This window comes from Amycolatopsis sp. NPDC033938 (genome assembly GCF_055575975.1).
In genome coordinates this window covers 45,060-60,381 of record NZ_JBVIRO010000008.1, presented here as the reverse complement: position 1 = coordinate 60,381, position 15,322 = coordinate 45,060, and the positions used below count along the sequence as shown (strand labels likewise).

Genomic DNA, 15,322 nt, shown 5'->3' with positions numbered 1-15,322 from the left:
TAACCCCTCACTGACCCGAATCGCCACTCACGACCGGGCCAGCCGTTCCAGCAGCGGCCGTACGCGCGGCGGAACCGGCGTCGACAACGCGATCGACGTCGAGGTCCGTCGCACGTACGGCGCGCCGACCACCTCGTCGACCACCCGTTGCAGATCGTCGTTGTTGCGCGCGACCATCCGCACGAAGAGGTCGCCCTGTCCGGTCGTCGCGTAGACCTCGCACACCTCGTCGATCGCGGACAACGCCGCCACCACCTCGGCCCGGCGCCCCTGCGCGATCTCGAGGACGGCGAACGCGGTGAGGCCGTAGCCCATCGCCGCGAGGTCGAGTTCCGGCGGGAAACCGCCGAGGATCCCGCGTTCGGTCAGCCGGTCCAGCCGTGCCTGCACGGTGCCCCGCGCGACGCCGAGACGACGGGCGCATTCGAGCACGCCGAGCCGTGGCGAGTCGGTGAGCAACAGCAGCAGCCGCGCGTCCAGCGCGTCGAGGCTTTCCGGCATCGCCCCTACCTCCTACACAGGTTGTCCACTATGACAGTGTCACCCCCGCCATCACTGGGCATAGTGTGCAGTGAAATCTTTGACCGTTGCACATTTTGTCACGCGCTCGGATGCTTCTGGGCATGACGCACACAATGGAACCCCAGGGTGCTCTTGACGACGTGAGCTATGACCAGCTGCGTCAGCTCGTCGGCCTCGTCGACCACGATTCTTCGACCGACCCGTTCCCGGTGAAGTCGATGGACGCGGTGGTGTTCATCGCGGGCAACGCCACGCAGACCGCGTGGTTCTACCAGGTCGCGTTCGGCATGCAGCTCATCGCTTACTCCGGGCCCGAGACCGGGAACTTCGAGCGCAAGTCGTTCGTGTTGAAGTCCGGCTCCGCCCGCTTCGTGATCACCGGTGGCGTCAAGCCGGATTCCCCACTGCTCGACCACCACCGCCGCCACGGCGACGGTGTCATCGACCTCGCGCTCGAGGTCGCCGACGTCGACAAGTGCATCGAGCACGCCCGCGCGCAGGGCGCCACCGTCCTGGAGGAGCCGCACGACGTCTCCGACGACCACGGCACGGTGCGGATCGCCGCGATCGCGACCTACGGCGAGACCCGCCACACGCTGATCGACCGGTCGAGGTACACGGGCGTCTACCTGCCCGGCTACGAGCCGCGCGAGAGCAAGATCGTCCGCCCCGAGGGCGCGCCGAAGCGGCTGTTCCAGGCCGTCGACCACTGTGTCGGCAACGTCGAGCTCGGCAAGATGGACTACTGGGTCGACTGGTACCACCGTGTCATGGGCTTCGTGAACATGGCGGAGTTCGTCGGCGACGACATCGCGACCGAGTACTCGGCGCTGATGAGCAAGGTGGTCTCCAACGGCAACCACCGCGTCAAGTTCCCGCTCAACGAGCCCGCGATCGCGAAGAAGAAGTCGCAGATCGACGAGTACCTCGAGTTCTACGGCGGCGCGGGCTGCCAGCACATCGCGCTGGCCACCAACGACATCGTCACGACGGTGAAGGCGATGCGCGCGGCGGGCGTCGAGTTCCTCGACACCCCGGACTCCTACTACGACGACCCGGAGCTGCGCGCGCGGATCGGCGAGGTCCGGGTGCCGATCGAGAAGCTCAAGGAGCACCGCATCCTGGTCGACCGCGACGAGGACGGCTACCTGCTGCAGATCTTCACCAAGCCGATCGGCGACCGGCCGACGGTGTTCTACGAGCTCATCGAGCGGCACGGTTCGCTCGGTTTCGGCAAGGGCAACTTCAAGGCCCTCTTCGAGGCCATCGAGCGTGAGCAGGAACGCCGCGGCAACCTCTGACCCCGGCAGTTCGCAGGCGCGAAAGGGCTCTTCATCGCATTCGGTGCGGTGAGGGGCCCTTTCGCTGCGTGAGCGGCCCGACTTTGTCGGCCCAGGGTGGTACACCGGACACGGCCTAAAATGGCCGACGAAAATCTCAACGCTCACCGGAACCGGTGGCGTCTTCGGACCGTCAGTGTGAAGACGTCAGCATGCAGCTTGTGGAAGGGTCCCGATGCCGGACAACGTCGACGCCAGCGAACAGATGGTGGACAACTGGACGAAGCAGATCCAGGAGACCGCCGCGCGCTATCAGGCGATGGCGGCGCGCATGCAGGGACAGACCGTGACGGAGCGGTCGAAGGACAACACCGTCGAAGTGACCATCGACTCCAAGGGCCTGCTCACCAATCTCGTGATCTCCGAAGCCGCGAGCGGCAAACGGATGGCCGAGGTCTCGGCGCAGGTCATGCGGCTCGTGCAGCTCGCGCAGTCGCGGATCCCCGAACTGCTGCAGCAGGCGATGGCCGAAACGGTCGGCACGACCGACGAGACGGCGAGCCGCGTGATCGCGGAGGCCCAGAGCACCTTCCCCGAAGCGCCGCCGGAAGAGGAGCTCGCTCCGCCGGAGCCCGAGCGGCACCACCGCTTCGGCCCCGAAGAGGAGGAGCCCCCGCCGCCCGCCGCGTCCGCGCCGCCACAGCCGAAGCCGATCCCGCGCCGCCGCCGCACGCAGGACGACGATGACGACGACTTCGGCGGCAGCATCCTTTCGTAGACGTTCCATCCGGCCGGGTAGAGGGGAGACACCATGGCAGGCAAGGGTTACGAGCTCGGCTCCGACCTCGACGCGCACGCCAAGCAGATCGACGGCATCGCCGACGGACTGCGTACCGCGGTCGACGCCGCGCAGCAGGTGAGCATGCCGACAGACGCGTACGGCATCATCTGCCAGCCGTTCCGGATGATGCTCGACCCGGTCGAGGAATTCGGCATCAACGCGCTGAACAAGGCGGTCGAAGCCGCGACGGCGGTGGCGAACAACGTGCGGTCGGCGTCCAACGCCTACCACGCGCAGGACGAGAACTTCGCCGCGGAGCTGAAGAACGTGCAGGTGCCTGACTGATGCCCGAGGGAAATCCGCTCGTCGCGAAGGCGCCGACAGACGGTGACGGCCCTGGCCCGTTGACGGCGGGGAACAGCGAATACGGCTACGCGGCGGGTGTCGGCGTCGCCGAGTCGGCCATGGACGCCTTCAACGGCATCTCGAACGGCGACTGGGTGGGCGGCGGGCTCGGCGTGCTGAGCCTCGCCGGTGAGATCGCCAGCGCGGCGATCGACCCGTTCGGCTACCTGATGTCGTCGGTGGCGTCGTTCCTGATGGAACACATGCAGCCGCTGAAGGACATGCTGGACGCGGTGGCAGGCGATCCGCCGGTGATCCAGTCGTACTCCGAAACCTGGGGCAACGTCGCCAAGAAGCTGGAAGACACCCAGGTCGAGTTCACGAACACGGTCAAGAACGGCACCTCCGGCTGGACCGGCGAAGCGGGCGACCAGTACCGCAAACAGGCCGCGGAACAGGCGGAGGCGATCGGCGCGGCGGCGACCGTCGCGGGCGGGATCAGCACCGTCGTGATGATCTTCGGCGAGATCGTCGCGTTCGTCCGCGAATTCATCCGCCAGCTGATCGCGGACGCGGTCGGCAAGCTCATCGCGTGGGTCATGGAGACGGTGTTCTCCCTCGGCTTCGGCACGCCCGTCGTGGTGGCGCAGGCCGTCACCGCGATCGCGAAGTGGGCCGCGAAGATCGCCGACAAGCTCAAGGAATTGTGCGACGCGATGCGGCGCGTTTCGCCGCTGCTCGGCAAGCTGGCCGACGTCTTCGAGAAGATCATCAAGATCTTCGGCAAGATCGCCGGCAAGGTCACCGGCCTCGACGCGCTCAACCCCAAGAACATCAAGCCGGGTGGCTTCATCCAGCGCGGCGGCCGCGGCGGCGGATCCGGCGGACCCGACGGTGGTGGCACGGGATCCGGGAACGGTGCGGACGGCGACGGCTCCCACGGTTCGGGCGACGGTTCCGACGGCTCGAACGGTTCCGATGGCGACTCCGGCCGCTCGGGCGATTCGGGGTCGAACGGCTCGAACGGTTCCGAGGGATCTCGCCAAGGTGATTCCGGCGGCGACTCCCCGTCGAGCACCACCACCCGCGGTGGCGACGGCGGCGGCTCACCGTCCACAAGGGACAGTGGCGGTTCCCCGTCCCGCTCGGACGGCGGCTCTCCCGGTCGCACAGGCGATGGCGACACACCGTCCACTTCGGACGGTAACCTCGGCAGGGCGCCGGACGGCGGCGGTTCCTCGCCGCGGTCCGATGGCGGATCCCCCGCCCACACCGGCGATGGCGGCTCCCCCAGTGCCGCCCGCGCCGACACACCCGCCCCGCACACCCGCACCGACGGCGGCTCGCCGAGCCCGGCCCGTGCCGACAGCGGCCCGGCGCCGCAGACCCGGACCGACACCGGCGGCTCCCCCAGCCACACCCCCGACAGTGGTTCACCAACCCCGCACACACGCACCGACGGCTCCCCGAGTCACACCCCCGACGGTGGTTCCCCGGCGCCGCACACCCGCACCGACACCAGCGGTTCGCCCACCCACACCCCCGACAGCGGCTCACCAGCCCCGCACACACGCACCGACACCGGCGGCTCCCCGAGTCACACCCCGGACGGTGGCTCACCGAGCCCCACGCGCGCGGACACCGGCGGTACGCCCACCCACACCGGCGACAGCGGCGGCTCGCCCCGGACGCACGGCGGTGACGGCGGTGGTTCGCCCACCCCGCGTTCCGACCCGTCGCCCGGCCACCACGGCGGCAACGACGGCGGCAGCCCCACCCGGCCGACCGACAGCTCCACCACGACCAGTGGGACCGCGCCCACGGCGCCGCGGCTCGGCGACGCCGGCCCGTCACACGTTCCTTCGCAGCGCGGCGGCACCGGTGGCGACGGTTCGCCGGGTATCCCACCGCAGGGTCAGCCGGTGGCCGGCGGCATGCCGCCCCAGGGCGCGCCTGGCGGCGGTACTCCCGGCGGGACCCCGGGTTCACCCGGTGGCAGGCCGCCGGGTGGCGGCTGGACGGGCACGCCCGGTTCGCCGCGCACCCCGGACACGCACGCCCCGCGCACTCCCGACACCCACACCGGCCCCAGCCGCGGTCCCGGCCAGACCGGTCCCGGTGGGCGGCCGAACCAGCCGCATCAGCCGCAACCGGTGGCCCGTGGCAACGACTTCGGCCCCGGCGCACAGCCGCACACCGGCGCGCCGGGCACGCACGGCCCCGGCACCCGGCCCGGCGGCACCGGTCCCGGCAACACCGGACCGGGCGGCCGCGGCCCCGGTGGCCACTCCGGGCCGCCGCATTCGCCGGACGGCCACGGTCCCGACGGGCACGGCCCGCGCCAGGACCCGAACGGTCATCCCGACGGCTCACCGCACGACCGCGGCCCCGACGGCGAACCGGACCGGCCGCTGACGCCGGACGAGGTGAACCAGCGGCATTCCGAAAGCACTCCCGCGGGTAGCTCGTATCACCGCGGCGACGCGGACATGGGCGACCTGCCGCACCGCGTCCAGCCGGACCCGGACGGCCGCTACACGGTCGACGTGCACGTCACCCCGGACGGGCACGCCCGGATCGGCAACCGCACCTACACCCCCGAGGAATTCGCGGACATCCTGCGCCGCAACGGCGATTACGACGGCCGCCCGATCAGGCTGATCGGCTGCGACGCGGGCTCGAACGACTTCGCGCGCCGTCTGTCGCGGGAGCTCGACACCGAGGTCATGGCGCCGAGCAAACCGGCGTGGACCGACTCGAACGGGCGCGTCTTCTCGTCCGACTACGAGATCGGGCCCGACGGCCGCCCCCGGCCCAAGATCCCGCCGAACGGCGAATGGGACGTCCACAGCCCCGACGGCACCGCCCGCCGGGCGAGCGACGACGGCTTCACGCCGGACACCTCGCACGCGGACAAGCAGGACGTGGACGCCGACAGCGCCCGCAGCCGCGGCGACGGCGACGACGACGGCCAGCCGGGCTGGCAGGACAAGCCGGACGAGAACGGCCGGACACCGCGGCAAAAGATCGCCGACGACGACTACCGCAAGGCGAACTACTACGAGTACCCCGGCAAGGACGGCCCGGAGCTGCGCGTCAACCCGCGCCGCAGCGTGAACGACCCCAACTACGACGCGAACCCGCCGCAGGTCGACCTGGTCAACGGCCAGCCGAGGTTCAAGAGTGAGCGCCCGCCCGCCGAATTCCAGGGCTTCGACAAGGACCGCTCGGACAGCTTCCCGCCGAAGCGCGAGGACAAGCCGGAGTCGGGTTCGGATGGTCAAGACGGCGATTCGCGGAGTCCGTCCCAACAGGACACCTCTTCGGACACTCCCGACCAGCGCACACCGGGCGAAGACGTCGACACGCGGAACTGGCGGGAACGCGACTACGACCGGATCGACGAGAAGATCGAGGAACGGCGCCTCAAGCAGGACGAATTCGACAAGAAGACCGAAGGGACCGACGAATGGTCCAAAGCCTTCGGCGCCAAGAACCACGCTTCGGAGGTACTGGGCGAGGAGGCTTCGAACCACGCCATCCGAGACCGCCTGCACCGCGACTTCAGCGCGGCCTTCCCCGACGAACAGTTCGACGTGCGGCCCCATCCGGACGCCCCGGAAGGAAGCCAGCGCTACCAGATCGTCGATTCGAAGGGTGAGGTCCGCGCCGACATCACCCCGCGGCACCCGACCGACGGCAGCAAGCCGGGGCCGGGCAATTTCGACCACATCTGGGAGGTCAAGTACGCCGGCGTCAAGGACTCCCACTACGTCGTCCACGAGGCGAAAGGGCCGGGCGGCAAGCCCAGCACGCGTTACCTCAAGGCCGAAGACCGCGTTGTCCGACAAGGACATCCGGACTACTACGACGACCTCGTGGCCAAGACCAGGAAAACCGATCCGGGCCTGGCCGAAGACCTGGAGCGGGCGAAGCTGGAGAAGCGGCTCGACTACATCGAGATCAGGGCCCAGGTCGACGAGTCGGTCACCCCGCATGTGAACCTCGGATACGATTTCAAGCCGTACGGCGGGATCGGCTATAAGTCGCCGCTGCCCGAGCCACCGCCACCGCCGAACGAGGGATGAGACCCATGACAACCGTGCCGAGGCACTCGGTGGACCGAGACGCGGTCCAGAAGCTCCTCGACGTCCTCGCTCCGCAGATCAGCTTCTACATCGACTATGTCGAGCAGGACCCGGCCGCGTTGAAGAACGTCCTGGGCCGGGCACTGGCGCTCACCCAGTACGAGTCCGTTCTGGACCCGACGGCCGCGGAAGCGCAGACCTGGGAGGATCTCCGGACCGCGGCTCAGGCCGCGACGGCGATCTTCACCGCGGCCGCCGCCGGGGAAGGCGAGATCGAAGCCGTGGTCGCGAAACCCTCGCGGTTCAAGGCCACCGGCCCGGTGTCCTACGCGAACGCGGGTGCTTGGCTTTCCGCCGTCTGGCTCGCGATCGTCAGCAGGGAAGACGACCTCGTCCGACAGCTGTGCGCCATCCCGGAGGAAGTACTCCGGGCCTCGGGTGTCGAGCACGACGCCTATGTCTATCCCTGGGTGCGGACCATCCGGAACTTCCTGACGAACCAGGAGATCACTCCCGAGCTGTTCAACACCGTCATGGACGGTACCGACCCCGACGCCGGGGGAAGCACGCCGCCGCGCGTCATGGCACAGCTCGTCTATCCGCCGGTCGAAATGTTCTACTACCTGCTCCGCCGTGACTCGGACAAGTTCGTCGTCTCCCTGGTACGCGCACTGGAACAGCACCGGAAGTACTGGACGAGCGACGAGGACCTGGCCGACGAGCCCGACGGCTTCATCGCGTTCGCCCCGCTCGCCATCGCGGTGCTGGCCAAGTCCGTCGGAATGTCCGTGGAAGTGGAGTCGGAGTACCTGCCGTCGAACTTCCTGCAGGGCACCCGCCCGTCCGCGTGACGTCGGCGCGGATGAAGAAGGAGGGGACATGAGCCGACCACAGGTGCCGTTGAACCAGCAGCAGCAACAGCAGCTCGTCTGGCAGATCGGCCATGCCCTCGCGACCCCGCTGCCGCCGGGCTGGCAGCAGATGCGCGTCGAGTACCGGGCGGCGGGCAGGCATGTCGAGGTCGACCTGCTCGTCACCGGTCAGGACGGGCTGCCCCGCCCGGCGCAGCCGAGCCCGGAAGCCGTGCAGCTGCTCGGAAATCTTCGTACGGGGATGTACCAGCCCGGCCGAGGGACCTGGCTGAGCGCGATCCTGGTCTATGGCTCGGCGACGGTGCTCGGCACGGACTTCCTGCTGGACGTCGAGCCGCCGTGGCGGCAGGCGCCACCGCCGATCGGCTTCCAGGACGAACTCCGGTTCTTCCCGCGCGCCGAACAGAACATCCCGCCGTGGCTGCGGCAGCGGGCAGGCCTGGAACCCGCCCAGCCCTTGGTGGCGACCCCGCCCGCGGAGACGCCGGAGGCCTTGAAGTCTCCGCGTGTCTACGACGGACTCGACGAGTCGGGCCGTCCGGTGGTGGACCGCGAGCCGCTGTCTCCCGCCGAGCGGGACCGCGTGCTGGAGTACCTCGACGGCGCGCCGGTCGTGCTGGCGTCACGGACCTATGAGGCCGACGCGTTCGAACCCGACCGGGAACCGTTGGTGCCGTTGAACTTCCGCACGGACGGCCGGTGGTACTGGCCGGGCGCGGTCGCCTACTACCTGCGCGAGCACGACGTGGCACCCGATCCCGAACTGCTCACCCACATCCGGGCGCTGCGGTTCACCCTGCCGGAGGTCGGCGAGCCCGAACGCGAACTGGCGGTCGCCGCCATCACCGGCCAACCGTCCACTTAGGACCTGCCGCCTGTCCGTCAAGTGGCGACGCGCGCCGTCCTTGGGATAGGACTCGAGCGTGTTATGAACGGGACTTTCATTGCAAATTTTGCAATGAAAGTCCCGTTCATAACACGTCACCCGTCACACTCGCGTTCAAACGACCGTCCAGCCCGCCTTCTGCAGTGCCTCCGCCACCTCGGCGCAATGCGAAGGGCCGCGAGTCTCCAGCGCGAGGGAGATCTCGACCTCACCGAGCGCGAGACTCCCCGAAACCCGCGAGTGCTCGACGTCCAGGACGTTCGCGCCCAGTTCGCTGACGCGGGAAAGCACCGAAGCGAGCGAGCCCGGCCTGTCCGGCACCAGTAGCCGCAGCTTCAGGTAGCGGCCGCCCGCGGTCATCCCGTGCCGGACGATCTGGAGCAGCAGCACCGGATCGACGTTGCCGCCCGAAAGAATCGCCACGATGGGCGGCTCGAAGGCACCCGGATGCTGCATCAGCGCCGCCACCCCGGCCGCACCCGCCGGTTCGACGACGAGTTTCCGCCTTTCCAGGCAAAGCAGTACCGCCCGCGAAAGCGACTCCTCGGTCACCGTCACGACGTCGTCGACCAGTTCGGCGACATGCGCGTAGCTGATCGGCCCGGGCTGGCCGACGGCGATCCCGTCGGCCATCGTGTGCATCTCACGCAGCCGGACCGGCTCGCCCGCGGCCAGGGACGGCGGATACGCGGCGGCTTCCTCGGCCTGGACACCGACGATCCGCACTCCCGGCCGGAGCGCCTTCACCGCCGAAGCGACCCCGCCGACCAGACCGCCGCCTCCGGTCGAGACCAGCACCGTCCGGACCCCCGGGACCTGGTCGAGGATCTCCAGCCCGACGGTGCCCTGCCCGGCGATGATGTCCGCGTGGTCGAACGGATGGATGAACACCGCCCCGGTGCGCTCGCCGAACGCGATCGCCTCGGCAAGGGTCTCCTCCAGCACCTCGCCGTGCAGATGGACGTCGGCGCCGTAGCCGCGGGTGGCGGCGAGTTTCGGCAGCGGCGCGCGTTGCGGCATGAAGACCGTCGCCTTCGTCCCGAGCAGCGCCGACGCGAGCGCGACCCCTTGCGCGTGATTACCCGCGCTCGCCGCGACCACCCCGCGGGCGCGTTCCCCGGCGGACAGGCCGTGGATCCGGGTGTACGCCCCGCGGATCTTGAACGAACCCGTGCGCTGGAGGTTCTCGCATTTGAGGTGGACCGGGCCGCCATGGAGCTTCCGAAGATCTCTGGCGTGCTCCATGGGAGTCACGCGAGTCACGCCTTCCAGCAGCTTGCGGGCCGCCCGGACCCTCTCGACGCCGACCAGTTCCATGACCGGATGATGCCACCTGGCGGATACGTCACGTGACAAGTTCACTGTCCGGGTACTCTTGACGACGGCGGTGAAGGCGACCAGGGAGCGCGCATGGCACGGGGGAACATCGGCAGGGTCCGGGCGACCCGGTCCGCCGGGATACTGCCTGCCGTGCTGGCACTGACCTCGGCCGCGCTGCTGACCGGCGCCGCCGTCTACACGGTCGATCGCGCCGGTTGCGTGGACCCGGGCCAGTACATCCGGCACGACAACCACATCGAACTCGTCGGCGGCTGCGTCGACGGCTCCGAGCTGCCCGCCGCGCCGCAGGGGACCACGCACGAAGCCGACTCGGAGATCGGCGGCGTCCAGCCCGGCAACTTCCGCCCGTAACCGGGCGATGCCTCCCACCACACCGCGCTGACCAGCGCGAAAAGAGCAAGGGACCTTTGCTGTCACTTAGTTAGCATGGGTACGCTAACGATAGCAAAGGTCCCTTGCTCCCACCCTGGGCTCGGCGGCGGTCAGCCCAGGGCCTTGGCCAGGTCGTCGATCAGGTCACTGCCGTCCTCGATGCCGACGGACAGGCGCAGCAGGTTGTCCGGCACCTGCAGGGTCGACCCCACGGTGCTCGCGTGCGTCATCCGGCCCGGGTGCTCGATGAGCGATTCGATACCGCCCAGCGACTCCGCGAGAATGAACAGCTTCGTCTTCGATGCGACCTCGAGCGCGGCCCGCTCGCCGTCGACGTGGGTGAACGAGATCATCCCGCCGAAGCGCCGCATCTGCTTCGAAGCGACCTCGTGGCCCGGGTGCTCCGGAAGGCCCGGGTAGTAGACGCGCTCGACCTTCGGATGCTTCAGCAGCATCCTGGCGATCAGTTCGGCGTTGTCGCTGTGCCGCTCCATCCGCAGCGCCAGCGTCTTGATCCCGCGCAGGGTCAGCCACGCGTCGAACGGGCCGGGCACCGCACCGGCCGCGTTGCGCAGGTAGAACAGCTGCTCGCGCAGTTCGTCCTCGTTGGTCAGGATCGCGCCACCGACGACGTCGGAGTGCCCGCCGAGGTACTTCGTCGTCGAGTGGAGGACGACGTCCGCGCCCAGCGAAAGCGGGTTCTGCAGGTACGGGGTGGCGAAGGTGTTGTCGACGACCAGACGGGCGCCGGCGCCGTGCGCGACCTCGGCCAGCGCGGCGATGTCGGCGATCCCCAGCATCGGGTTCGTCGGCGACTCGCACCAGATCAGCTTCGTCTCCGGCCGGATCGCGGCGCGGACCTCGGCGATGTTCCCGAGATCGGCGACCGTGTGCTCGACGCCCCACAGGCTGAGCACCTTGTCGATCAGCCGGAACGTGCCGCCGTAGGCGTCGTTGCCGAGCACGAGGTGGTCACCGGGACGCAGCGTCGCCCGCAACAGGACGTCGCTGGCCGCCATCCCCGACGCGTAGGCCAGGCCGTGCCGGGCACCTTCCAGCGCGGCGAGCGCGACCTCCAGCGCGGTGCGGGTGGGGTTCGCGGTACGCGAGTATTCGTAGTCGCCCTCGCGCGTACCGCCGACGCCGTCCTGCGCGTAGGTCGACGTCTGGTAGATCGGCACGATGACCGCGCCGGTCCGGGGATCAGGGGTCTGCCCGGCGTGGATCGCGCGTGTCTCGAAGCCCAGCAGAGAGTAGTCGTCGGCCATACCGTCAAGGGTACGACCACCACCCCGGGATCCCATCGTCTGGGATCGAACTCACCACTGGCCGGGTGGCGGACCCTGCGGCGGCGGCGGATAACCGGCAGGCGGATATCCGGGCGGCGCCTGGGGATACCCGAAGTTCTGCGGCGGCATGAACACCGCGGGCCGCTTCCCGGCCGCGAGCCAGCGGCCGGTCGGCGGGAGCAACGCCAGCACGATGGTCGCGATCGCCGGGACCAGCAACTGGACGATCAGCCCGAAGAACCCGTAGACGATCGAGACTCCTCCGTAGGCATAGACGATGTCCGCCCCGGTCGCTCTCAGGATGATCGAGACGGCCCCGAAGAAGATTGCCGCGCCCGCGCCGATCACGACGAGCATGCGCCCGGCGCTCTTGCGCCGGAGCAGCAGGATTCCACCGATCAACAGGACCACCCCGACGGCGACGTCGAGGATCCCGCCGACGATCAAGTACGACCGCACCCGGTTGATCAACAGGATGATCAACCAGACGAGACCGGACAAGAACCACACGCCACCGAGGATCGCGAGGATCCCGGCGATGATGCCGGTGGCACCGTTCGGCTTCCGCGCCATTCCGGGCGGCGGATAGGCACCGGGTGGCGGATAGCCACCTTGCGGTGGGTACTGCTGATACGTCATCGCTCCCCCTGCCGAGTTCCTCGCCTCATCCTGTCAGCCCCGCTACCAGCCGGGAAGCCGATCCTGCTTCGACGGCTCTTCGTCCTCCCGCCGCTTTCCCTCCAGCCAATCCGAAGTCGGGCGGATCACCGACAGGACCAGAGCGGAGACGGCCATGGCGAAGAGCATGAACGCGACGAAGTCGTTCGTGACCGTCGGCTGCCCGTTCACCTCGGCGAAGAAGTAGGCCTGGGCGTCCCCGTTGGCGAGCAGGGTGGCCACCAGCCCGAGCGCCGCCCCGGCGACCACGAAGGTGCGGCCGAGCGGTTTCCGCAGGAGCAGCAGGACGCCGCCTACGAACAGGGCCACCGCCAGCAGCCCGTTCCAGGCCATCCCCACGAAGTACCGCGGCGCGGTATCGAGAAACGCGAGTTGGACGACGAAGACACCTGCTTCGGACAGATAACGCATGCCGCACAACAGGGCGAGGACGGCCGCGCCGATCGCGGTCGCCGAAGACTGGTTCTGGCTCATGGGACTCCCCCAAGTCGAGCCGGCGGACGACCGCCGGACGCCTCAGGATCTCACCAACCGCGTTGCTGCGGAAACTGGTTCTGTGGCCGGTAGGGCTGGACCGGGGAAGGCCGCCAACGCAGATACTTCACCGTCGGCGGGATGATCGCGAAGATCGCCGTGAACGGCACGACCGCGAAGATGACCACGCGGACGATGGCGGCGAACGACTCGAACTCGAACTGCGTACGGAAGTACACGCCGTAGGTCCCGTTGAACGCCAACGGTTCCATCACGACGGCGGCGATCACCATCAGCGAGCCGAGGAGCAGCAGGACGGTGCCGGCGACCGAGCGGAAGAACGCCGACAGCGCACCGACCAGGAGGAACAGCGCGGCCAGCAGGTACAGCCCCAGCGCGGTCAGCACGAGACCGGGCAGATCGCCGATGCTGAAGCCGGACGGCAGCTTGAGAAAGAAGTAGATCGGGAGGTACCCGGCGGCGACCGCGGCGACGAGCCCGAGCAGAGCGGCGATGATCGCCGTCGCGCCGGTCGGCCTCGCCTGCGGTGCGGGGTATCCGAAACCGGCCGGTCCGGGCTGCTGCGCGGGATCTCCGTACGGACCGGTCACGTCGCCCCCATCAGCCGGGTGTCGGTCAACGGCGCTCACCCTAGCCCGGCGGACCCGGCCGTGGAGGACGAATCGGAAGACATCGACGGAAACAGAACGCCCCCGGCCGACAGGCCGGGGGCGTTCTGCGCGAAACCGTTCAGTGGCCGCTGATCACCACTGCTGCGGCGGCTGACCGGGCTGCTGACCCGGCTGGCCGAAACCGCCACTGGGCGGCCCCTGCTGACCAGGCTGCTGCCCGAAACCACCCTGCTGCTGCGGTTGGCCGAAACCGCCCTGCTGCTGCGGCTGCTGACCGAAACCACCTTGCTGCTGGCCCTGCTGGCCGAAGCCACCGCCGGGCTGTTGCTGCTGCTGACCGAAACCGCCTTGCTGGCCCGGCTGCGGGAACCCGCCCGAATTCGGGCCGGGCTGACCGTAGGGGTTCTGCTGCGGCTGACCGTACTGTCCGGGCTGCCCCGGCTGGCCGAAGCCGCCCTGCGGCGGACCGCCGAAACCGCCCGGCTGGCCGCTCTGGGTGGCACCGAGCGCCGAGCCGCCGCCACCGAGACCGACGAACTGCGCGGTCGGCGGGATCAGGCCCAGCACACCGATGATCAGGATCAGGATGCCGAAGATCAGGTGCGGCAGGCCGATGCCGATGCCGACCTCGTCCGGGACACCGTCGCCCGACGGCGTCGTGGACCCCAGGAGCAGGATGCCGAAAAGCAGCAGAAGCGCACCGCCCGCGGTGACCGCGATCGGCACGATCTTCTTGATCGAGGCCGGAAGCTTGCCCGCCAGTGCGAGACCGGCACCGGCCGCCGTCGCGATGAGCGAGGCGACCAGCAGCAGGATCACGTAGAGCCAGACAGTGCCGGGCGACGCCAGGCCGAACTGGTCGAGAAGCTTGTCGACCGCTTCCTGTCCGAGCCGCGAGGACTGGCTGTCGAGGCCTTCGGAGTAGTCGCTCGCGTCACCGAAGTACACGAAGCTGAAGACCAGCGCGAGAAGACCGAGAAGGCCGACCAGTCCACCGGCGATGAACCCGAACATCGGGTTCCCGCCGCCACCGGCGGGAGCGGGGCTGTAGCCCTGCGGCGGTCCGCCGAAACCGGGCTGCTGGCCGAAACCGCCCTGCGGCTGCCCGCCGAAGCCCTGCTGAGGCTGGCCGAAACCGGGCTGCTGCTGCCCCTGCGACGGGTCGAACCCGCCCGACTGGGGCCCACCGAAGCCCTGCTGCTGACCGAAGCCGCCACCCTGGGCGCCGTAGGCACCGGCGGCCGGGTTGTCGGCCGCGCTCGGCGGCGGGGCGTACGGGATGGCCGGCGGCTGCGAACCCGGCGGCACGAGCTGGGTGGAGTCGGCGCCGGGGGCTTCCCCGCCACCGCTCACCGGCGGCACGACCTGGGTGGCGTTCGCGTCACCGGAACCCTGCTGCACCGGCTGGACGACCTGTGTCGCGTCACCACCGGGCCTGGCGGGCTGCACGACCTGCGTGGGCTCCGGCGTGTCGCCGAACCCGCCTCCCTGGGGCTGCTCATACGAAGGCTGCCCGTACTGCGGTTGCCCGTAGTCGGGCTGCGCGGGCTGGCCGGGCTGCACCACCTGGGTCGGTTCCGGGGAACCGAACGGGTTGTCTTGCTGCGGCTGGGGGCCACTCGGGGGTCCCTGCGGTGGCTGGGCGCCACCCCAAGGCTGATTCGGTGGCTGCGGAGCACTCATTTGGGTCTTGAACCCCCTTGACGAGGACATAAAAGTTCAACTCACCCAATACGCTATCGGATAGCCGGGTGGGCCGCTC

General features: G+C 69.4%; 14 protein-coding genes. 7 read left to right on the top strand and 7 right to left on the bottom strand.

What is annotated here, in order from left to right; translation table 11 throughout:
- Positions 1 to 27: 27 nt before the first annotated feature.
- A complete protein-coding gene (locus ACZ5ZX_RS21250) occupies positions 28 to 501 on the bottom strand; it encodes an Lrp/AsnC family transcriptional regulator (RefSeq protein WP_465503720.1) in 474 nt (157 codons plus the stop codon).
- A 122-nt stretch (positions 502 to 623) separates the two neighbouring features.
- Between ACZ5ZX_RS21250 and hppD the strand changes: the two genes are divergently transcribed.
- The 6 genes from hppD to ACZ5ZX_RS21220 all read left to right on the top strand — a co-directional run bounded on the left by hppD (position 624) and on the right by ACZ5ZX_RS21220 (position 8,753).
- Positions 624 to 1,823, top strand: coding sequence for a 4-hydroxyphenylpyruvate dioxygenase (gene hppD / locus ACZ5ZX_RS21245; protein WP_465503719.1), 1,200 nt, complete (start codon positions 624 to 626; stop codon positions 1,821 to 1,823).
- 214 nt (positions 1,824 to 2,037) lie between these two features.
- Positions 2,038 to 2,580, top strand: a complete 543-nt coding sequence (locus ACZ5ZX_RS21240; RefSeq protein WP_465503718.1) for a YbaB/EbfC family nucleoid-associated protein — start codon at positions 2,038 to 2,040, stop codon at positions 2,578 to 2,580.
- 33 nt (positions 2,581 to 2,613) lie between these two features.
- Entirely contained in the window at positions 2,614 to 2,928 is a 315-nt protein-coding gene (locus ACZ5ZX_RS21235; RefSeq protein ID WP_061986152.1) for a type VII secretion target, read from the top strand.
- Positions 2,928 to 7,016 (top strand): hypothetical protein, encoded by a 4,089-nt coding sequence (locus tag ACZ5ZX_RS21230; protein ID WP_465503717.1) that lies wholly within the window; start codon positions 2,928 to 2,930, stop codon positions 7,014 to 7,016. The genes ACZ5ZX_RS21235 and ACZ5ZX_RS21230 overlap by 1 nt, the downstream gene beginning before the upstream one ends.
- 5 nt (positions 7,017 to 7,021) lie before the next feature.
- On the top strand, positions 7,022 to 7,867 hold the full coding sequence (locus tag ACZ5ZX_RS21225; RefSeq protein ID WP_465503716.1) for an immunity 49 family protein: 846 nt from the start codon (positions 7,022 to 7,024) through the stop codon (positions 7,865 to 7,867).
- 28 nt (positions 7,868 to 7,895) lie between these two features.
- The gene (locus ACZ5ZX_RS21220) at positions 7,896 to 8,753 is read left to right on the top strand and encodes a ferredoxin (protein ID WP_465503715.1); all 858 of its coding nucleotides are present in this window, start codon (positions 7,896 to 7,898) and stop codon (positions 8,751 to 8,753) included.
- 135 nt (positions 8,754 to 8,888) lie between these two features.
- Here ACZ5ZX_RS21220 and ilvA read toward each other — a convergent pair whose 3' ends face one another.
- Positions 8,889 to 10,091 carry a threonine ammonia-lyase gene (gene ilvA, locus ACZ5ZX_RS21215; RefSeq protein ID WP_465503714.1) on the bottom strand — a complete coding sequence of 401 codons (1,203 nt, stop codon included), beginning with the start codon at positions 10,089 to 10,091 and terminating at the stop codon, positions 8,889 to 8,891.
- A 93-nt stretch (positions 10,092 to 10,184) separates the two neighbouring features.
- Here ilvA and ACZ5ZX_RS21210 point away from each other — a divergent pair, with 93 nt between their 5' ends.
- Positions 10,185 to 10,466, top strand: a complete 282-nt coding sequence (locus tag ACZ5ZX_RS21210; protein WP_465503713.1) for a hypothetical protein — start codon at positions 10,185 to 10,187, stop codon at positions 10,464 to 10,466.
- A gap of 131 nt (positions 10,467 to 10,597) precedes the next feature.
- On the opposite strand, the gene ACZ5ZX_RS21205 is transcribed toward ACZ5ZX_RS21210, so the two are convergent.
- The 5 genes from ACZ5ZX_RS21205 to ACZ5ZX_RS21185 all read right to left on the bottom strand — a co-directional run bounded on the left by ACZ5ZX_RS21205 (position 10,598) and on the right by ACZ5ZX_RS21185 (position 15,126).
- On the bottom strand, positions 10,598 to 11,755 hold the full coding sequence (locus tag ACZ5ZX_RS21205) for a cystathionine gamma-synthase (RefSeq protein ID WP_465503712.1): 1,158 nt from the start codon (positions 11,753 to 11,755) through the stop codon (positions 10,598 to 10,600).
- A gap of 51 nt (positions 11,756 to 11,806) precedes the next feature.
- A complete protein-coding gene (locus ACZ5ZX_RS21200; protein ID WP_465503711.1) occupies positions 11,807 to 12,415 on the bottom strand; it encodes a hypothetical protein in 609 nt (202 codons plus the stop codon).
- Positions 12,416 to 12,457: 42 nt separating this feature from the next.
- Complete coding sequence (locus tag ACZ5ZX_RS21195) at positions 12,458 to 12,928, bottom strand: hypothetical protein (RefSeq protein WP_465503710.1); 471 nt, start codon at positions 12,926 to 12,928, stop codon at positions 12,458 to 12,460.
- 50 nt (positions 12,929 to 12,978) lie between these two features.
- Positions 12,979 to 13,539, bottom strand: coding sequence for a hypothetical protein (locus ACZ5ZX_RS21190; protein WP_465503709.1), 561 nt, complete (start codon positions 13,537 to 13,539; stop codon positions 12,979 to 12,981).
- Positions 13,540 to 13,692: 153 nt separating this feature from the next.
- Entirely contained in the window at positions 13,693 to 15,126 is a 1,434-nt protein-coding gene (locus ACZ5ZX_RS21185; protein ID WP_465503932.1) for a hypothetical protein, read from the bottom strand.
- Positions 15,127 to 15,322 lie beyond the last annotated feature (196 nt).